The 18,725-nt window shown below is 60.0% G+C and carries 15 protein-coding genes and 1 tRNA gene; 7 read left to right on the plus strand and 9 right to left on the minus strand.

The genetic code is table 11. The annotated features are described in order from the left end of the window. Positions 1-25: 25 nt before the first annotated feature. Positions 26-883 (minus strand): methylenetetrahydrofolate reductase, encoded by an 858-nt coding sequence (locus Q1A44_RS10425; protein WP_299624058.1) that lies wholly within the window; start codon positions 881-883, stop codon positions 26-28. A gap of 86 nt (positions 884-969) precedes the next feature. On the opposite strand from Q1A44_RS10425, the gene Q1A44_RS10430 reads away from it, so the two are divergent. Then, positions 970-1,875, plus strand: a complete 906-nt coding sequence (locus Q1A44_RS10430) for a LysR family transcriptional regulator (protein WP_299624060.1) — start codon at positions 970-972, stop codon at positions 1,873-1,875. A gap of 61 nt (positions 1,876-1,936) precedes the next feature. Here Q1A44_RS10430 and Q1A44_RS10435 read toward each other — a convergent pair whose 3' ends face one another. After that, positions 1,937-2,974, minus strand: coding sequence for an NADP-dependent oxidoreductase (locus Q1A44_RS10435; protein ID WP_299624062.1), 1,038 nt, complete (start codon positions 2,972-2,974; stop codon positions 1,937-1,939). Positions 2,975-3,393: 419 nt separating this feature from the next. Between Q1A44_RS10435 and Q1A44_RS10440 the strand changes: the two genes are divergently transcribed. Further along, positions 3,394-4,179 (plus strand): inositol monophosphatase family protein, encoded by a 786-nt coding sequence (locus Q1A44_RS10440; protein WP_299624064.1) that lies wholly within the window; start codon positions 3,394-3,396, stop codon positions 4,177-4,179. Positions 4,180-4,271: 92 nt separating this feature from the next. On the opposite strand, the gene Q1A44_RS10445 is transcribed toward Q1A44_RS10440, so the two are convergent. Genes Q1A44_RS10445 through putA form a run of 3 tightly spaced genes read right to left on the minus strand, consistent with a single transcriptional unit; the run spans position 4,272 to position 8,821 of the window. Beyond that, positions 4,272-4,634, minus strand: a complete 363-nt coding sequence (locus Q1A44_RS10445) for a GFA family protein (RefSeq protein ID WP_299624066.1) — start codon at positions 4,632-4,634, stop codon at positions 4,272-4,274. Further along, complete coding sequence (locus Q1A44_RS10450) at positions 4,631-5,365, minus strand: rhomboid family intramembrane serine protease (RefSeq protein ID WP_299624257.1); 735 nt, start codon at positions 5,363-5,365, stop codon at positions 4,631-4,633. The genes Q1A44_RS10445 and Q1A44_RS10450 overlap by 4 nt, the downstream gene beginning before the upstream one ends. Positions 5,366-5,410: 45 nt before the next feature. After that, on the minus strand, positions 5,411-8,821 hold the full coding sequence (gene putA / locus Q1A44_RS10455) for a bifunctional proline dehydrogenase/L-glutamate gamma-semialdehyde dehydrogenase PutA (protein WP_299624068.1): 3,411 nt from the start codon (positions 8,819-8,821) through the stop codon (positions 5,411-5,413). Positions 8,822-8,902: 81 nt separating this feature from the next. Here putA and Q1A44_RS10460 point away from each other — a divergent pair, with 81 nt between their 5' ends. The 4 genes from Q1A44_RS10460 to Q1A44_RS10475 all read left to right on the plus strand — a co-directional run bounded on the left by Q1A44_RS10460 (position 8,903) and on the right by Q1A44_RS10475 (position 12,941). Beyond that, a complete protein-coding gene (locus Q1A44_RS10460) occupies positions 8,903-9,403 on the plus strand; it encodes an Lrp/AsnC ligand binding domain-containing protein (RefSeq protein ID WP_299624260.1) in 501 nt (166 codons plus the stop codon). A 52-nt stretch (positions 9,404-9,455) separates the two neighbouring features. After that, complete coding sequence (locus Q1A44_RS10465) at positions 9,456-10,010, plus strand: tetratricopeptide repeat protein (RefSeq protein WP_299624070.1); 555 nt, start codon at positions 9,456-9,458, stop codon at positions 10,008-10,010. A gap of 45 nt (positions 10,011-10,055) precedes the next feature. After that, positions 10,056-10,142: transfer RNA gene (locus Q1A44_RS10470), tRNA-Leu, on the plus strand. 303 nt (positions 10,143-10,445) lie between these two features. Next, a complete protein-coding gene (locus Q1A44_RS10475) occupies positions 10,446-12,941 on the plus strand; it encodes a methyl-accepting chemotaxis protein (protein ID WP_299624072.1) in 2,496 nt (831 codons plus the stop codon). Between the two features lie 108 nt (positions 12,942-13,049). Here the strand turns inward: Q1A44_RS10475 and metG are convergent, their stop codons facing one another. The 4 genes from metG to Q1A44_RS10495 form a co-directional block, all read right to left on the minus strand. After that, a complete protein-coding gene (gene metG / locus Q1A44_RS10480; RefSeq protein ID WP_299624074.1) occupies positions 13,050-14,762 on the minus strand; it encodes a methionine--tRNA ligase in 1,713 nt (570 codons plus the stop codon). A 79-nt stretch (positions 14,763-14,841) separates the two neighbouring features. Beyond that, positions 14,842-16,065 carry an MFS transporter gene (locus Q1A44_RS10485; RefSeq protein WP_299624076.1) on the minus strand — a complete coding sequence of 408 codons (1,224 nt, stop codon included), beginning with the start codon at positions 16,063-16,065 and terminating at the stop codon, positions 14,842-14,844. Positions 16,066-16,131: 66 nt separating this feature from the next. Further along, a complete protein-coding gene (locus Q1A44_RS10490; RefSeq protein WP_299624079.1) occupies positions 16,132-16,731 on the minus strand; it encodes a YceI family protein in 600 nt (199 codons plus the stop codon). A gap of 67 nt (positions 16,732-16,798) precedes the next feature. Continuing rightward, entirely contained in the window at positions 16,799-17,440 is a 642-nt protein-coding gene (locus Q1A44_RS10495) for a hypothetical protein (RefSeq protein WP_299624082.1), read from the minus strand. A gap of 127 nt (positions 17,441-17,567) precedes the next feature. Here Q1A44_RS10495 and Q1A44_RS10500 point away from each other — a divergent pair, with 127 nt between their 5' ends. Beyond that, entirely contained in the window at positions 17,568-18,611 is a 1,044-nt protein-coding gene (locus Q1A44_RS10500) for an aldo/keto reductase (protein ID WP_299624085.1), read from the plus strand. The last annotated feature ends 114 nt before the right edge of the window (positions 18,612-18,725 follow it).

An 18,725-nucleotide genomic window follows, 5' to 3' on the forward strand; every position in this document is an offset into this window, starting at 1 on the left:
GACCGATCGGTCCAGTCTTAACTGATCAGGCCACGTTGCGGATCGTGGCGGGGGGCACAAGGCCCAGGGCGCGGCAGACGTGAAGTGTCAGGTCAGGCCGATTCAGCGTGTAAAAGTGCAGCGCATCAACGCCCTCGCTGATCAGCGTATCACACAAGTCGGCACAATGGGTCAGGGCATACAGTTCAGCCCGGTTTTCGCGCTCTGCCCGGTCAAAACCGGTGATTGTGACCTGTGAGATCGGCGTGCCGCACCGCTCGGCAAAGCTGCGCGCGCGTTTCCAGTTGCTGACGGGCAGGATACCCGGCGTAATGGAGGCGGTGATCCCCGCATCGGCGCAGGCGTCCCGGAAACGCAGAAAGCTGTCGGCCTCAAAGAAGAATTGCGTGAGGGCCTCGGTGGCGCCTGCGTCCATCTTGGCTTTCAGCCAGTCGATATTTTGCGCCATCGAGGTCGCATCGGGGTGGCCGTCAGGATAGGCACCGACACGGATGTTGAATTTGCCCATGTTTGCCAGCGCCTCGATGAGTTCGACAGAGTTGGCATACCCATCGGGATGCGGCTCAAACGTGCCGCCATCGGTGGCATCGCCGCGCAGAGCCACGATATCGTGCACACCGGAGGCGGCAAAGCGCTCGGCGGTTTTGCGGACTTCATCTTTGCTTTGCCCTGTGCAGGTCAGGTGCGCTGCCACAGGCAGGCCGGACGTCTTGCGTAAGGTCTGTGCGGCCTCCTGGGTCAGCGACTGGGTCGAGCCGCCCGCGCCATATGTGACGGAGAAAAATCGGGGGTCCAGAGGGGCCAGCGCCTGCACCGTCTCCCACAAATGAAAGGACGCGTTGAGGGACTTGGGCGGAAACGTCTCGAAGGATAGGGCGGTCATGGCAGCTCCTTTGGGGTTGTACTGGTTATGGACTGCGCTTTATGTTGAGGCAAATTCATAACTCTCAACATTAATATGAGTTTCATATGCATATCGAGTTTCGCCATCTGCGCACCATCAAGGCCATCCACGAAGAAGGCGGGCTGGCGCGCGCGGCGGATCAGTTGCACATCACGCAATCCGCGCTCAGCCATCAGGTGAAAGGTCTTGAGGAACAGGCGGGTGTCGAACTGTTTGTGCGCCGCTCCAAACCCCTCAAGCTGTCAGCGGCGGGTTTGCGGCTCTTGCGTCTGGCCGAACAGGTTTTGCCACAGGTCGAGGCGATGCAGGCCGAGTTTGTGTCGCTGCGAGACGGGTCATCGGGGCGGATGCATATTGCGATTGAGTGCCACGCGTGTTTCGAGTGGCTGTTTCCGGTTCTGGAAGGGTTTCGGCGCACTTGGCCGGATGTGGATGTCGATATTCGCCCAGGCCTGGCCTTTGACGCGCTGCCCGCCTTGATGAAGGAAGAGGTCGATCTGGTGGTCTCGTCCGATCCCGAGGATCTGCAGGGGGTCGAATTCATTGAACTCTTTGACTATGCGCCGGTTTTTGTGGCTGCTAGCACCCACCCATTGGCTCAGAAACCCTTTATCGAGGCAGAGGATTTCAAAGGTGAGACGTTGATTACCTATCCGGTGGAGCGCAGTCGGTTGGATGTGTTCAGCCAGTTGTTGATCCCGGCCGGGGTGGAGCCTGCAGCCTTGCGGCAGGCCGAATTGACGGCCGTCATTCTGCTTTTGGTGGCGTCCAATCGGGGTGTGTCCGTCCTGCCCGATTGGGTGGTGCGCGAGGTGAAGTATTCCAGTGACTACATCACCCGGCCCCTGACCAAAAAGGGTTTGACCCGCAGGCTTTATGCCGCCGTGCGTGCCGATGATCGCGACAAGCCTTATATGGACAAGCTGATTTCGCTGGCGCGGACTGAGGCGCGAAAGCTTCAGAATACGTGAAGTCGGTGCGCGGCTCTGTTTGCTGCGCAAAGGCGCCCGCCCACCGACCCCGGTTTGCGCCTCAGATCAGTTTGACGAGCTGTTTGCCAACGTTTTTGCCCTCGAGGAGGCCGATGAAGGCGCTGGGCGCGTTCTCCAGCCCTTCTGTGATGTCTTCGACCACTTTGATATCGCCGCTGATGACCTTTGGTGCAACTTCGCCGAGGAAGGTCGGCAGTCTGTCCCAGTGGTTTGAGATGATAAAGCCATTCACGCTGAGGAAGTTGACCAAGATCGGTCGCCATAGGGCCGGGGCGGACATGGCCGCATCTGCGCCCGCGCCAAGCCCGCCCGCATTGTACCACGAGATCATGCCGCAGACGGGGATGCGCCCGAACGGGTTCATGAGCGGCATGACGGCCTCAAGCACCTTGCCGCCCACGTTTTCGAAATAGATGTCGATGCCGTCTGGTGTCGCCTCTTTGAGTGCGCCACGCAGGCTGCGCGCGTCACTGTGCGCCCGGTGGTCGATACAGGCGTCAAACCCGAAGGTGTCTGTGGCCAGTACGCATTTTTCTGAGCCCCCTGCGATGCCTACGGTGCGCAGGCCGAGGGATTTGGCCAACTGCCCCACCATCGAACCCACGGGCCCGGTGGCCGCCGCGACAACCAGCGTTTCGCCTGCCTTGGGGCGCCCATATTCCATCAGCCCGTGCCAGCCGGTGAAACCGGGCATACCCAGCACGCCAAGCGCGGCTGTGATGGGCACAAGGGTCGGATCAATCTTGCGTAGCATCTTGCCCGGTTGAATGGCATGGGTGGCCCAGCCCAGCATGCCAAAGACCATGTCACCGGGGGCAAATTCATCTGCCTTTGACACCAGCACTTCGCCCACGCCGCCCCCTTCCATCGTACCCCCGATTGGCACCGGCGCGGCGTAGGATTTGGCGTCATCCATCCGGCCGCGCATATAGGGATCAAGCGACATGTAGTGGACCCGCACCAGCACTTCACCTTCGCCCGGTGTCGGCACATCGGTGATTTCCAGGCGAAAGCTTTCGGCTGTCGGGGGCCCGACGGGACGGCTGGCCAGGGTGATGTGGTGCATGTGTTCGGTCATTGCAGGCTCCGTTATGTGGCAAGATGCGTTCGACGCAGTCTCAGTTGTATTTCTACGGTCCGGTCACGTCGGCAATCAGAGAGCCCGCTTTATCACCGCACCCGGTGTCGTCGATCCGAAAGATGCGCCAGCGTTGGTGTGTGTCCAAACGATGCAGCGGCCGTGCGCGCTGGCGTTGTTTCTTTCAACACCTAACGCGGTCGTCGCGTCGACGCCAGTATGCTTTAGGCCACTGCTCTTTTGCCGCGCCATGCGATACCGACTAGAGCGGCGCGACGGGCGGATGTATGAAACAACCTGAATTCCCTTTTTGGCGTTCGAGCCAGCGTGGGGGCGGTCAGACGCAAGCGCTCTTGGCAAGCGTTGCGGGTCAGCGTATAGCGCGCCTCTGACCCTGTACCCCCTTTCGGAGCGACCCCATGATCGGCAGCGCAAATCTTAACATCATGATGAAGGCCGCGCGCAAGGCGGGCCGGTCGCTGGTCAAGGACTTTCGCGAGGTCGAGAACCTTCAGGTATCGACCAAGGGCCCGGGCGACTTTGTCTCCAAGGCCGATCTGGCTGCCGAAGCCATCATTCGCGAAGAGTTGCGTACCGCGCGCCCGACCTATGGCTGGTTGGCCGAAGAGGGCGGCGAGGAAGACGGCGAGGACCCCACACGCCGCTGGATCGTGGACCCGCTGGATGGCACCACCAACTTTTTACACGGGTTGCCCCATTGGGCCGTATCCATTGCGCTGGAACACAAGGGCCAGGTTGTGGCGGGCGTTGTTTATGACCCGGCCAAGGACGAGCTTTTCTTTGCCGAAAAGGGGCAGGGCGCGTTCATGAATGACACCCGTTTGCGGGTTTCGGGCCGGTCGCGGATGATCGAAGGGTTGTTTTCCACAGGTCTGCCTTTCGGCGGGCGTTCGGATTTGCCCGAAACGCTGAAAGAACTCGCGCGGTTGATGCCAGTCTGCTCGGGCGTGCGCCGGTTCGGGTCGGCAGCCCTTGATTTGGCGTATGTCGCGGCGGGTCGCTATGATGGGTATTGGGAGCGTCGGTTGAACGCCTGGGATATTGCGGCGGGCCTCTTGATCGTCAAGGAAGCAGGCGGTTTGGTTGAGCCACTGACGCCGGGCAATGACATCCTTGAAGATGGCGAGATCATTTGTGCCAACGAGGCGATGTTCTCGCAATTGGCCAAGGTCGTCCGCGCCTAGGGTTTCACGGGCTTTGCCGTGATCCAACGGACTGTCCGCATACGCGGCCAGACGACATTTTTTGTTTGGCGCTGTGTGGCGGTTGTTCTGCCTTAATCCTTTGTGTCGGAGGGGTGGTTCACCCCGTCATTCCAGCGGATTGGCTCGTGGTCTGCCGGGTTCACCCCGTCGAGCGTGCCCATATTGATACCGACCTTGGTCGGGTCAGCCCGTTGGTTGTGATACATGTATATGCCGCAGGTTTTGCAGAAATAGTGCCGCGCTGTTTGGGTGCCCCATTGGTAAAGCGTCAGGTTGTCCTGGCCTTGCACCACCCGCATACCGGCCTTGGGGGCCTGGAGCGCTGGCGCCGCGCGCCGACGGCAGAACGAGCAATCGCATCGTGCTGCCGAATCCAGTCCATCATGGGCTGCAATCTCAAGCACCACAGCGCCGCAGTGACACCTGGCCTTCATCGTCTCACCCTTGGAATGTTTGAGCGGACATATTGCGTCTCTGGATGTGGGGGATGTCCATCGGTGCGCCGCCAAAATCCAAAGCCCCCCCGGATCAGCCAGAGCGGCAAGGTCAGAGCAAGCCCCGCCACAAAGCCACCCGCATGTGCCCAATAGGCGACACCGCCCGTATCGGGATCAGCCCCGACCCCGCCGATGAATTGCATGGCAAACCACACCATCAGCATGATCCACGCAGGGATGGGGAAGATCCGCACATAGATGATCAGAAACAGCAGGATATCGACCCGCGCCTTGGGAAAGAGCAGCAGATAGCCGCCCATCACTCCTGCAATTGCGCCTGATGCCCCGACCGTAGGCACGGTGGAATAAGGGGCCGAGATCACGTGGACCAACCCGGCAAGCACTCCTGTCAGAAGGTAGAACCCGAGAAAGGGCATATGCCCCATCTCGTCCTCGACGTTGTCCCCGAATATCCACAAAAACAGCATGTTGCCCGCCAGATGCATCCAGCCGCCATGCAGGAACATCGAAGTGAGCAGCGTCAGCAATCCATCGCCCGAAGTCAGCCGCGCGGGGATCGCCGCATAGGTCACGAAAAAGGCGTTCAGCCCGCGCGGGTCGCTGAACAACCCCACATAGCTGAGAAACACCATGATATTGGCGGCCATCAGCATGTAGGTCACATATGGGATACGGCCCGAAGGATTGTGGTCGCGGATTGGAAACATGCCGGCACGCTGTGGCATGGGGCACGCATCGTCAAGGCCTTTGGATCAACTTGCAGCCCCCAATAGGGCTGCGTTCCCGCCAGAGGCTGTCGTGTCCACACAAATGTGCCGTTCGTTCAAAACATGGGCTCGGTCTGGCATCCCGGCGATCAGTGCTGTGATCGGGCCTTGGCGGGCAGCGAGAGCACGCTCAAAGGCCCGGGCTGTGGCGGCGTCTCCCCACCAAATCACGCCCCCATAGGCGGGTCCTGCGATGAGGTCGGACGCGTCGAAGCCACCGGTGGCCACGACGGCCTGTCCGCCCAATGCGCGGACGGTATCGGCCTGAGCTTTGGCGGCCTGTGCACCGGGGCCTGCGCACAGCAAGGCGGGTTTGGCAAAGTGGCTGAGGACGTTGGATTCGCCGGTCGGACCCGGCAGGGCGACGTCGCTATGAGTTTGCATGGTTTGCGAAGGTGGTGCGGGTAGGGGCGCAGTTTTGTCCCACGGCGCGGCCGTGGGGGCAGATGATAGTGCATGAAAGCGCAACAGGTAATCCGGGCCGCCCGCCTTGGGGCCTGTGCCAGAAAGCCCAATTCCGCCAAAGGGTTGGCTGCCCACGATGGCACCAATCTGGTTGCGATTGACGTAGGTATTGCCCGCTTGGATCCTGTCGGCCACGTGCTGGACGCGGTCATCAATCCGTGTGTGCAGCCCAAAGGTCAGGCCATAACCCGTTGCGTTGATATCGTCGATCACGCGGTCCAGATCACCGGATTTGAAGGTGGCGATGTGCAGGACGGGGCCGAAAATCTCGCGCTCCATATCTGCAATGCCATCCACCTTGATAAGGGTTGGCGCGACAAAGGTGCCGTGGCTCGGGGTTTTGAGGCGGTGCAACAAGCGGCCTTCGGAAACCGCCTTAGCAATATGCGCGTCAATCCCGGCGCGGGCCTGTGTATCGATCACCGGCCCCACATCGGTCGAAAGCTTCCAGGGGTTGCCGACATCAAGGGCGTCCATGGCGCCTATCAGCATCTCGGTGAAAGGCTTGGCGATATCCTCTTGGACATAGAGGCAGCGTAGGGCGGAGCAGCGTTGTCCCGCAGACTGAAATGCGCTTTCTACGATGCTGCGCACGGCCTGTTCAGGCAGCGCCGTACTGTCAACGATCATCGCGTTCAGCCCGCCGGTTTCGGCAATGAGCGGTGTGCCTGGGGCGGCATGTTCGGCAAGGCTGGCACGGATGCGCAGCGCTGTCTCTGTTGAACCGGTGAAAGCCACGCCACCCGCGCGCCCGTCGGCTGTCAGGGCCACGCCAATCTGGCCGTCACCGGGCAACAGTTGCAGAGCTGCGCTGGGCACCCCTGCCTCATGCAAAAGCGTCACTGCCAAGTGCGAAATCAGCGGTGTCTGTTCGGCAGGTTTGGACAAAACCGCATTGCCGGCGGCGAGGGCCGCCGCAATCTGGCCGGTGAATATGGCCAGCGGGAAGTTCCATGGTGAAATGCACACAAAGGTGCCCGCCGGGTCGGTATCGCCCACTTGCGCGGCGTAGTAGCGCAGAAAATCCACCGCTTCGCGCAGCTCGGCCACTGCATCGGGCAGAGTCTTGCCCGCCTCGCGTGCCAAGAGGGCGAAAATCTCGCCAAAGCGGGCCTCAAAGAGGTCAGCCGCAGCCGTCAGCACCTTCTGGCGTGCGGCGGCGGTCGTATCCCAAGGGGCGGCATCAGCATAGGCTTGCATGACCATCTCAGAGGTCGCTGTTTGCACGTGGCCCACGAGGTCGTTTCCATCAAAGGGGTTGCGGACCTCATGGCTTGGCCCCGTGCCTTGGGACACGGTCAGGGGGGCTGCGCGCCACTGATGGATGGCAAAAGCGCTTCGCGCTGTCTCGACCCGGGCGAGCGTTGGGACATGGCTCAGGTTGAACCCCATCGAGTTTCGCCGTTCAGGCTCAAATAGATCGGGGCCCTGTGGAATAGTGATGGCCGTGTCGGCAAGCGTGTTGAACGGATCGGCGGCGACCGTTTCGGGTGGCACGTCCTCGTCCACGATCTGGTTCACAAAGCTGGAATTAGCGCCGTTTTCCAACAGCCTTCGCACCAGATAGGCCAAGAGATCACGGTGCGCGCCCACCGGTGCATAGATGCGACAGCGCGTGCCATGGTCGCGCAAAACGATGTTATGGAGCGCCTCGCCCATCCCGTGCAGTCGCTGGAATTCAAAGGGTTGATCCCCTGCCATGTGCAGGATTGCCGCCACAGTATGCGCATTATGCGTGGCAAATTGCGGGTAAATCCTGTCGGTCATGCCCAGCAGTTTGCGTGCATTGGCGATGTAGGACACGTCCGTCGCGGCCTTGCGCGTGAACACGGGGAAACCGTCGATGCCTTCAACCTGGGCGCGCTTGATCTCTGTATCCCAATAGGCGCCTTTGACCAGGCGCACCATGAGGTTGCGATCATGCCGGTCTGCCATGTCGTAAAGCGTGTCGATTACGGTGCCCGCCCGGGGCCCATAGGCTTGGACAACAACGCCAAACCCGTCCCAACCGGCCAAGGCCTCTTCGGCCAGGACAGCGTCGATCACCTGCAACGACAGCGACAAACGATCCGCCTCTTCGGCGTCCACGTTCAGGCCCATACCCGCCGATTTGGCAAGCAGCGCAAGAGATCGCAGACGCGGCACCAGATCGCGCAGAACGCGACCCTCTTGCGCCCGCTCATAGCGCGGGTGCAGGGCCGACAACTTGACCGAAATGCCTGGGTTGACCCGGATATCATCATGGGTGCAGGCATTGGCGATGGCCGAAATGGCACGGCTGTAGCTCAGATGATAGCGCCGCGCGTCGGCTTCGGTGATCGCGGCTTCGCCCAGCATGTCATAGGAATAGGTAAAGCCCTTGGCCTCCATGCCGGCGGCGCGGTCCATGGCGGCGTTGATATCCTCGCCCAGCACGAACTGACGACCCATCTCTTTCATCGCGCGGCTAACGGCAGTCCGGATGACAGGTTCACCCAAACGCTTGATGGCGCCGCGCAAATGTTTGATGGGGCCTGGCTGGTCATCGTCAAGAACCCGGCCGGTCAACATCAGCGCCCACGTCGAGGCGTTCACCAGACTCGATGTGGAATGGCCCAGGTGCTTGCCCCAGTCCGATGGCGCGATCTTGTCCTCGATCAGAGCGTCGATCGTGTCGGCATCGGGAACACGCAACAATGCTTCAGCCAGGCACATCAGCGACACGCCCTCGTCCGTGGATAGGCCGTATTCAGCCAGAAACACCTCCATAAGGCCGGGGGCCGCAGTGGTTCGGATCGCTGTGACCAGTTGGGCGGCGCTTGCGCTGATCTCGGCACGGTCAGAGGGGCTGAGATCAGCGGTCCTGACCAAGTCCGCAAGAACCAATTCAGGGTCGGCATACATGCCTGCATCAATGCCGAGAGCCAGATTGTCAGATGTGTTGCGCGCCATGCCAGCTTTCCTTTCCGTTTCGGCCAGTATAGCAGTGACTTGGCGGTGATTTGTCCTGAAAAGAATGATGAGTTTGATAATATGATTGAAAAAGAACAGTCAAAGCAGTCTATTGACCTGTCGCATCTTGACCGGCTGGATCAATCGATTCTCTTGGCCCTGGCGGAAGATGGTCGGATGAGTATCACCGATCTGGCAGCCCGGATCGGGCTGTCAAAGTCGCCCACGCAAGCGCGGTTGCGAAGGTTGGAAAAAACAGGCGTGATCATGGGATATCGGGCGCTGCTTGATCCGATTTCGCTGGGCCTGGACCATGTGGCCTTTGTCGAAGTGCGGCTGAGCGATACGCGCGAGGCCGCGTTACGCGCCTTCAACGCGGCGGTACGCCAAGTGCCCCAGATCGAGCAAGCGCATATGATTGCTGGGAATTTTGATTATCTCCTTAAAATCCGGACCCGCGATATGGCGACGTACCGCGCTTTTCTGGGCGACATTATTTCGACGCTGCCGCATGTGGCATCGACGTCCACTTTCGTGGCGATGGAAGCGGTCAAAGAAGAGATGCTGCCAAGTATAGAGTAAATGTGAGCCGAGATGGCCTTGACCCGGGCGGCCTGCGCGACATTGTTTGGGCATGAGACTTGCCATCATCACCGCCCTGATCGCTGCTCCCGTCCTGGCGGCCGCGTGCCCCGCCGCCCCGGATCACACCCAAGCCTTGTCAGAGCTTGTGGCCGCAGCCAATGCGGCCCCCGATGAACGTGCGGGCCGCGCCGTGTCAGACAAGATGTGGGAGCTGTGGTTGGACGCCCCGGATGATGCGGCCCAATCTGTGCTCGACACGGGGATGCGTCAGCGGGGGAACTACGACTTTGTCGGCGCTTACGCCAGTTTTGACCGGCTGGTCGCCTATTGCCCCGCCTATGCCGAAGGCTACAATCAGCGCGCCTATATCAGCTTTTTGTGTGAAGATTTTTCGGCCGCCTTGCGCGACTTGGACGCAGCCCTCGCCCTGTCACCCAACCACGTGGGGGCCCAATCGGGCCGGGCCTTGACCCTGATGCGATTGGGTGAAACCGACGCCGCGCGTGTCCAGCTGGAGGCGGCATTGGTCAATAACCCTTGGCTGTCAGAGCGTCACCTGCTGGCCAAAGGCGCGCCACTTGCCCCGCAAGGCGAAGATATCTGATCGCGGGCTTGAGGTGCCTGCGCCGATTGCCTAACAAGAAGATGCGCGGGCGTGATGGAATGGTAGACATATCAGACTTAAAATCTGAAGGGGTGTAGCCCCGTGTGGGTTCGAGTCCCACCGCCCGTACCACTCATCTGACATGAATGCGGCGATCGACTGTCGGTTCATTTAGTTCCTGTGGGTGAACGCTTGCGCGAAGTTATTCTAAAATTTGAAGAACCATTCCCCTGTTCCTGCTGAAAACTCAGACAGCGTTAAGCCCGCAGTAAGAGGCATTCGTTACCACAACGCCAAAGAGCAAAATCAGTGCCCTTGCTCGGGTGCGGTGAAAAACGTGGTAGGTGCCAAAACATGAAAGTTGCGGAAAAAATGTCGGCAGTTGGAAACAGGTTTAACAGCCTGTTGGTCAAAACAATTGCAATCACGGCCCTGATGACGGTTGTGGTGGTGGCGACGATCACGGTTCTTGAGACTCAGGGCAAACGGAAGATGGTGGCCGAAGCGCTCAGCGCGCGTGCTGTTGACGTGACCACCCTGCTTGCCTTGCAAATGGGCGGGGCGATCAAATTCGGCAATCAGGTGGCAGTTGCCGAGATTGCCGGCAGCGTGATCGACGCCGCGAAACCTGACGCGTTAGGGGTGTTGGTCATGAACAGCGCCGGTGTCATCCTTTATGAAACGGCCGATAGCGGCGTGTCGACGGATGCGGCAATGGCGCTTGCCCAGCAGGCACTGGAAACCGGCGAGCGCGCGATTTCGGACAACGGCCTGACCGTTGCGACGCCCGCTATGTTTGGTGCAGACAACGCTGTTTCCGGCGTCGTGTTCACGAAATGGACCAAAGAGCATGTCTTGGCCTCCTACCGGCAAAGCGAGATGCAAATGATGGTTCTCGGTGGATTTATCCTACTTGTTGGGCTGTTGGGTATCGCCTTTTATTTGCGGTTTTCGATGTCCAAACCACTCGACAGAATCGGTAAATCCATGGGTGAGGTCGCGCGAAAGAATTACGATATAACAATCCCCTACACGGGGCGCGGCGACGAAGTGGGCAGTATTGCCCGCCGACTTGAAGACTTTCGCAAAGCCCTGTCCAAGGCGCGTGCCGCACAGCGGGAGAACGCGTTCAAAAGTGCTGCCTTTGAGGGGTCTTCGGCCCCGATGATGATGGTGGATGAGGCGTTTTGCATCACCTACGTCAACCCTGCCTGTATAAAGATGCTGAATGGACTAATGCCTGATTTGACGGCGTGCTGGCCGCAAGCCGTGCAAGGCGATTGGGTCGGAGCTGATTTGAACGGCCTGCGCGATCTGGCCAAGACCGGCCTTCAGATCCGCGAAGCGGGTGCGAATATGCAAGCCAGCTCGGTCAATCTGCGGATCGGCGAGCGTTTCATCCGGGTCAAGGTGAACCCGGCACGAGACCGCAAGGACCGCACAATAGGCGCGGTTGTCGAATGGAGCGACAGAACAATTGCGCAACGCAACGCGGCTGTCTTGGACAGCATCGATGGTACTCAGCTGCGGATTGAATTTGCTGCAAATGGGCGATGCTCTACATTGAATGAAGTCGCGTCGGACCGCTTGGGTGTTGCGGCGCGCGATTGCGACGAACTATCAATGACCACTGTTTTGGCAGAAACACAAAGCGACGGAATGAAGGGCGCTGATATTGCCGCGCGTGTCCTGGCGGGTGAAGCCGTGCATGCCAAACTTGATTTGCTGGCGCAGGAAGAAAGCAGGTTCGTGCTGGACGGCGGCTTTATCATCGTTCGAACTGAGGATGGCGCGATTGAGCGGTGTATCCTCATGGGATCGGACGTTACGGATGTTGAAAACGACTTGCGCGCCACACGTGAAACGCAAAAGCGGATCAGCGAAGATCAGGACATGGTGGTCACGGCCCTAGGCCAAGCTTTGCAACGCCTGGCACGCGGCGACCTGACGGTGGATTTGCCGCAGTCCTTTCCGCAGGACTACGAAAAACTGCGCCAGGATTTTAATTCGGCCGTGGTGGCATTGCGTGAGGCTGTGGGCGCGGTGACGCAAAACGTGGAATCCATTCGCAATGAGACCACCGAAATCACCAGCGCGGCCGATGATCTTTCACGTCGTACCGAAAAACAGGCGGCCACGCTTGAAGAGACGGCAGCCGCGTTGGATGAGCTGACCTCATCCGTCCGCTCGGCAGCAGAAGGGGCTGACGCGGCAAGTAAAATGTCCGCAAATGCGCAAGCGAACGCTGAAGAAGGCGGAGAGATTGCGCGCAAGGCGGTTTTGGCCATGGATGGCATCAAAACGTCATCTCAGGAGATTTCCAAAATTACTTCCGTGATCGACGATATCGCGTTCCAAACCAACTTGCTCGCCTTGAATGCGGGCGTAGAGGCGGCGCGTGCCGGCGAGGCGGGACGCGGATTTGCAGTCGTTGCCACCGAAGTGCGTGCGTTGGCGCAGCGATCATCGGAAGCGGCGCGTGAAATCAACACGTTGATTTCCAGCAGTGGCGATCAGGTTCAACAGGGTGTTGATCTGGTGGACAGCACCGGTACTGCACTTGCATCCATTGTGTCATCGGTCGCCGAAATTTCTGAACGGGTTGCGGAGATTGCAAGTTCTGCGCGTCAGCAATCTGCAGGCCTGAACGAGATCAACGTTGCTGTGAACGAGTTGGATCACGTGACCCAGCAAAACGCCGCAATGTTTGAGGAAACCACCGCCGCCAGCCACGCTTTGACTTCGGAAGCGGATGCATTGGCCTCGGCTGTGGCGCGATTTGAACTCGGTAGCACTTCGGTTTTGCCTATTGACAATACAGCACCGCCCGCGTCCCCAAAACCCGTCCAAACGCCCATGACAGCAGGAAACACGGCCTTGAAGCTTGACGATGTGGCCCCGTCGACAGCCACGGGGTGGGAAGAATTCTAAGCGAATTGGGCTGAATTCGCCCAATCAGCAAAGGCATGTACCAAGAATTGTGCCCGGCATCCTGCGATGCCGGGCGCAGTCTCGTTCGGGCAGAACCGCCGGATTGTCTTAAGTTCGAATTCCGGAAAACCGCTCTTGCCAGTCGCTGCGATCGTCATCGCTGATCTTGCCGAAGAGGTTGTCCGGGACAGAAAATGCGTGCCCAGGCGACAACTTGGCGAGCGCCTCACCTGCGTCGGTGGGCCAATCCATGTCGGGCACATTCATGGCATCCTGCATACGTGCGGAAGCAGTTGGAATAAAGGGGGCCGACAAAACCGCGTAGAGCGCAATCAGGTTCAAACCGAGGCGAATTTGCATGGCTGCCTTTGCTTCGTCTTCCTTGATCGTGGCCCATGGTGCTGCTGTTTGCAGATATTCATTGCCCGCGACCCAGATAGCGCGCAATTCCTGAGCGGATTTGCGCACTTCCATCTTGTCCATCAACTGGCAATATTGGTCCATGCGACTGTTCAGGGTTTCAATCAGAGCGTTTTCCTGCGGACCAAATGCGCAGCCCTCTGGCACAGTCTCGCCGAATTTGGAGCGGCAAAACTTGGTGACTCGGCTCACGAAATTCCCCAACACATCGGCGAGATCCTTGTTCACCCCTTGCTGAAAAAGCTCCCACGTGAACTCGGTATCGGATGTTTCGGGGCAATTCGACAAAAGCCACCACCGCCAATAATCTGCCGGAAGCAGCGCCAGCGCCTGGTCCATAAAGACCCCGCGGCCTTGACTGGTGGAAAACTGGCCACCCTCATAGTTGAGGTAGTTGAAGGATTTGAGATGATCGACCATCTTCCACGGCTCGCCCGAGCCAAGGATCGTGGCCGGAAAGCTGAGCGTATGGAAGGGAACATTGTCCTTGCCCATGAACTGGGTGTAGCGCACGTCCTTGGCCCCCTTGTCGGTCCGCCACCAGCGTTGCCAATCCGCGCCACCCTGGGCTTGCGCCCATTCATCTGCACAGGCGATGTATTCGATCGGAGCATCAAACCAGACGTAGAACACCTTGCCTTCCATCCCCGGCCAATCCGCATCACCGCGGCGGACAGGAATGCCCCAGTCAAGATCGCGGGTGATCCCACGGTCTTGCAACCCATCGCCGTCATGCAGCCATTTCTTGGCAATCGACGTGGTGAGGATGGGCCAATCCGATTTGCTGTCGATCCACGCATCGAGGTCGTCTTTGAGGGCCGACTGGCGCAGATACAGGTGTTTCGTATCGCGCACTTCAAGGTCAGTGGAGCCCGAGACAGCTGAGCGCGGGTCAATTAGGTCGGTGGGATCGAGCTGCTTTGTGCAATTTTCGCATTGATCGCCGCGCGCTTTGTCATAGCCACAATTGGGGCAGGTCCCTTCGATGTAGCGATCCGGCAGAAAGCGGCCGTCCGCGTTGGAATAGACCTGTTTTTCGACCACTTCGCGGATCAATCCAGCATCGGCCAATCGGCCTGCAAAGTGCTGGGTTAACGCGTGGTTCTGTGGTGAGGAGGATCGCCCGAAATGGTCAAAAGACAGGCCGAAGCCTTCGGCAATCTCGGCCTGGACTGCGTGCATTTCGGCGCAATACTCGGCCACGGGTTTACCCGCCTTGGCGGCGGCCAATTCGGCCGGGGTGCCGTGTTCGTCCGTAGCGCATAAAAACAGGACTTCATTGCCGCGCGCACGCTGGTATCGGGCATAGAGGTCAGCGGGCAATTGGCTGCCCACCAGATTGCCCAGGTGCTTGATCCCGTTGATATAGGGAATGGCGGAGGTGATAAGGTGACGCTGCATGAGGAGGCCTTTGGCAAAGTTGTGCCCCGTTTAACAGCGCGGCGCAGCTGGGAAAAGGGCGCATTCAAGGCGCGGATGCCTAGCCTTTCTCTCGGGATCGTCCGGTCAAACGCCCGATGAGGAAAGAGGTGCGCGGCGCATAGATATAGCGCGTCCGCTCGGACGGTGCAGCGCGGGCGCGCATGCGCACCAAGCCAAACAGGATCAGCGCCCCATGCCCCACCGCGATCATCGCAAAAAGAGCTGTAGGTCCATATGCGTCGATCAGAGCGGAGGCAGTAAAGGGAGCTGCAATGGCCCCCAGCGCGAAATAGAACATGAGCGCCGCCGACAGTTCGACCCGTTCGGAGGCATCGGCAAAATCGTGAGCATGTGCAGCGGCCACCGAATAGATCGGGAATGTGGTCAGCCCAAAGAGCCCTGCGGTCAGCATGATGCCGGCTGTGCCCAGCCCCGCCGACATCACCGTCACTGCGCAACTGCACATGGCCGCCGCCGAGAGCCAGATCAGCACCCAGCGTCGGTCGTATTTGTCTGCCAACCAGCCGATGGGATATTGCGCGATGGCGCCACCGAGGACGAAGGCGGCCAGAAACCAGGCGATCTGGCTCGCGCTCAGGCCCACCTCCTGACCATAGATCGGGCCGACCATGCGGAAGGATGCACTGGAAAGCGCCGCCACGACCACCCCTGCGGCGGCCAGAGGTGAGCGTTGCGCGGCCAATTTTGGCCGCAACCGAGGCGCGCTCGGCGTTTCAGGCTGTTTGACGGTGGTTAAGGTCAGCGGCAACAGGGCGGCGCAGCAAACGATGGCAAGGATGTTGTAGCTGATATAGCTGGCCGGTTCCAAGACGCCGATCATCAGTTGCGCAGCCAGAGATGCCCCCATATCGACCACGCGGTAGATGCCCATGGTCCGCCCGCGCGTCTCGTTGTTGACCTTGGCCTGCAACCAGGCCTCGACAACCGTATAACAGCCTGCGACGCAGAGCCCGGAGGCCACCCGCATCACCGCCCAGGCGATAGGGTCGACAATGATCATATGGGCCAGAAGGCCAATGGCCCCTGCGGCCGTAAAGGCGGCAAAGGCACGCGAGTGACCCACGCTGCCCATTAGGCGTGGCGCCCACCAGCATCCGATGAAAAAGCCCAAAAAATGTGCCGAGCCCAGCACACCAATCTCTTGGCGCGAAAAGTCGAGGGCCAGACCAGACAGCGCATCCAGAGGCCCCAGCGCACCCGAACTGAGTTGCATCAGGATGACCGACAAAAACAGGGCCGCGAAGGAAATGAGCATGCGCATGACAGGGGCAACGTGGCCTATCGCGCAGGTGGTGCCTAGCGGTTAATCGACTGCAGGGCGTCGTTTTTAGCGGGCGGCGGTGATTTCTGCATCAATGGCGATGTCGACTGTATCCGCGACAAGGTCGGCATAGCCCATGGCGCCGAAATCGCGCCGGTTCACTTGGCCTTTGAGGGCGACAATCAAAGTTGTCAGGTCGTTCGCGTCGCTGCCCGGCTGACGATAAAGGTTTGCATCAAACCGGACAGGCCGCGTCACCCCGCGTAGTGTCAGCCGCCCTTCGATGCTGGCCCCGTTCGAGATGCGTCCGCCTGGCCCCAGGACCACCCTGGTCGATTGAAAACGGGCCAGCGGAAATTGCGCCGCGTCCAGCACGCTAGGGGACTTCAACGCTTCGGTGGCAAAGATCAGACCTGTGCGCGCGCGCCGCACATCTGCGGTCACGTCCGCTTTTGAGGCGGCCAGGTTTTCGGGGTCCACAAGCAGGTCTGCGCCCTCCACGGGCACTGTCCCTTTGACCGGTGCGCCGCTGAGCATGAAGGTGTAGGTGATTGTCGCACCTTTGCCGCCCAGCCGGTAGGTGCGGGGCGCGGCAAGGCTCGCAGTCGCGAGGGCCGGTGTGGCGCAGGCGGCAAGGCCAAGAGCGATGAGGTGGCGGCGATGCATGTAAAAGCTCCTTTGGCGATGCCTGTCACAAAGTATAACACGTATCGCGGCGGTTTATTCGGCCTGCTCACGCAGCCTTGATCGCGCCGGTGATCCGGGGCAGAGCTTGCCCCTGCTGGCGCGTTACATGCCAGCTTTGCTGGGGCGCGGTGCGCGCACGCAATCGTGTGAGCTGCCACGCGCCGGGGGTGCAGTGATGATCAGGCGCCAGATGCCAGCGGGTCTCAACCCCCTGCGCGCCGCCCATTCCGGGGGTCAGCAACAGACCCAAAGGAGCAGGCCCGCCCATCTTGCCGCCATTTTCCGCCGCCAGATGCATCCGCCGCACCGGGGTCAGTGCAGGCAACCCCGGCAGATCGGCCACCGCCAGGCGCACCGTACCTGCGCGCAGCGCCTCCTCCATGCTCCACAGCACATCCTCGGCCCGTTTGGGATGAACAAGGATGAGCCTGGCGGGATCCACAAAGGGCATCACGCCACAGGGATTGATCTGATCGGCGCCCCACTCCGGGGCGATCCATAAGATGGGGCCGGTGGTCTGTGCGGCCAGCCACAAGGCCAGACGGTGCCGTGCGGGGCCGCAGGCCTCGTGCACCCGGCCCAGTGCCAGACCATGGCCCAGACCGTGCTGTGCCGCGTCGGGCAAAAGCGGCAGGCAGGGCACGGCACGGGCAGGTGCCCGCGCGAGCAGGGTTTGAGACGAAGGCATGATCCAAGCTTACATGTTCCCGTTTTGTTTTCAAGATGTCATTTTGCGTTTTCGGGGAAAATTAACTTGCGGCGCTTTATCTGAGGGCTAGGGTCCGTTCGCACAAATACCGAAGAAGGATAAACCCATGGAACGACGCGCATTGGGGCGGACAGGAATTGATGTATCGGTCTTGTGCCTGGGTTCCATGACCTGGGGCACGCAGAACACCGCTGAAGAGGGGCACGACCAGATTGATCGCGCCCTGGACGCGGGCATCAACTTTATCGACACCGCCGAAATGTATCCCGTGAACCCGATCAGTGCGGAAACCATCGGCAGGACCGAACGTATCATCGGTCTGTGGTTTGAGCGTGACGCGCGCCGCAGCGATGTGGTGCTCGCCACCAAGCATTCCGGTGCAGGCATGGGCCATGTGCGTGAGGGGGCCGAGATTACGGCCCAAACGATACCGGAAGCGATCGAAGGGTCGCTGCGCCGCCTCAAGACCGACTATATTGACCTTTATCAATTTCACTGGCCCAATCGCGGCAGCTATATGTTTCGCCAGAACTGGGGCTATGACCCGTCCGGCCAAGACCCCGCCGCCGTGCGCCAGAATATGGAAGACTGTCTGGGCGCGTTGCAGGATCAGGTGGACCGCGGCGTGATCCGCGCCTTTGGATTGTCCAACGAAAGCGCGTGGGGCACGGGCCAATGGCTAGCTGCGGCCGAGCGGGTGGGCGGCCCGCGCGTGGCCTCGATGCAGAACGAATATTCGCTGATGTGCCGCCTTTATGACACTGATATGGCCGAAACGAGCGTGAATGAGGACGTTGGCCTTTTGGCGTTTTCGCCGCTTGCAGCGGGTTTGCTGACCGGCAAATATCAAGGTGGTGCCGTGCCCGAAGGGTCACGATTGTCGCTGAATGCTGACCTCGGTGGTCGCAAGACGGAACGTGCCTTTGCGGCGGTAGACGCCTATCTGACCGTCGCAAAACGCCATGACCTTGATCCGTCACAGATGGCGTTGGCTTGGTGTTTGACCCGTCCTTTCATGTGTTCTGCGATTTTCGGGGCCACGACCATGGCCCAGTTGGAGATTGCTTTGGGAGCGGCCGATCTGAGCCTGAACGATGAGGTGATGGCCGATCTGGACGCGGCCCATCGCGCCCATCCGATGCCGTATTGATCCAATTGCGCGCCATACGGCGCATCCGATTTCCGTGACCCCCGACCTGGCCTTCCCCTCGGGGGAAGGAAGCCTTGTTCGGGCCGACCCAGCTATGGCGTCGTTTGCCTTTGG

Source organism: uncultured Tateyamaria sp. (genome assembly GCF_947503705.1).
GTDB lineage: Bacteria > Pseudomonadota > Alphaproteobacteria > Rhodobacterales > Rhodobacteraceae > Tateyamaria.

Bases quoted from the DNA above. Each gene is read 5' to 3' on its own strand.
- Q1A44_RS10460 (WP_299624260.1), top strand. From the start codon at position 8,903: ATGATTGAAAAAGAACAGTCAAAGCAGTCTATTGACCTGTCGCATCTT.
- Q1A44_RS10490 (WP_299624079.1), bottom strand. From the start codon at position 16,731: ATGCATCGCCGCCACCTCATCGCTCTTGGCCTTGCCGCCTGCGCCACA.
- Q1A44_RS10500 (WP_299624085.1), top strand. From the start codon at position 17,568: ATGGAACGACGCGCATTGGGGCGGACAGGAATTGATGTATCGGTCTTG.
- Q1A44_RS10445 (WP_299624066.1), bottom strand. From the start codon at position 4,634: ATGAAGGCCAGGTGTCACTGCGGCGCTGTGGTGCTTGAGATTGCAGCC.
- Q1A44_RS10430 (WP_299624060.1), top strand. From the start codon at position 970: ATGCATATCGAGTTTCGCCATCTGCGCACCATCAAGGCCATCCACGAA.
- Q1A44_RS10450 (WP_299624257.1), bottom strand. From the start codon at position 5,365: ATGTTTCCAATCCGCGACCACAATCCTTCGGGCCGTATCCCATATGTG.
- metG (WP_299624074.1), bottom strand. From the start codon at position 14,762: ATGCAGCGTCACCTTATCACCTCCGCCATTCCCTATATCAACGGGATC.
- Q1A44_RS10440 (WP_299624064.1), top strand. From the start codon at position 3,394: ATGATCGGCAGCGCAAATCTTAACATCATGATGAAGGCCGCGCGCAAG.
- putA (WP_299624068.1), bottom strand. From the start codon at position 8,821: ATGGCGCGCAACACATCTGACAATCTGGCTCTCGGCATTGATGCAGGC.
- Q1A44_RS10485 (WP_299624076.1), bottom strand. From the start codon at position 16,065: ATGCGCATGCTCATTTCCTTCGCGGCCCTGTTTTTGTCGGTCATCCTG.
- Q1A44_RS10495 (WP_299624082.1), bottom strand. From the start codon at position 17,440: ATGCCTTCGTCTCAAACCCTGCTCGCGCGGGCACCTGCCCGTGCCGTG.
- Q1A44_RS10475 (WP_299624072.1), top strand. From the start codon at position 10,446: ATGACGGTTGTGGTGGTGGCGACGATCACGGTTCTTGAGACTCAGGGC.
- Q1A44_RS10465 (WP_299624070.1), top strand. From the start codon at position 9,456: ATGAGACTTGCCATCATCACCGCCCTGATCGCTGCTCCCGTCCTGGCG.
- Q1A44_RS10425 (WP_299624058.1), bottom strand. From the start codon at position 883: ATGACCGCCCTATCCTTCGAGACGTTTCCGCCCAAGTCCCTCAACGCG.
- Q1A44_RS10435 (WP_299624062.1), bottom strand. From the start codon at position 2,974: ATGACCGAACACATGCACCACATCACCCTGGCCAGCCGTCCCGTCGGG.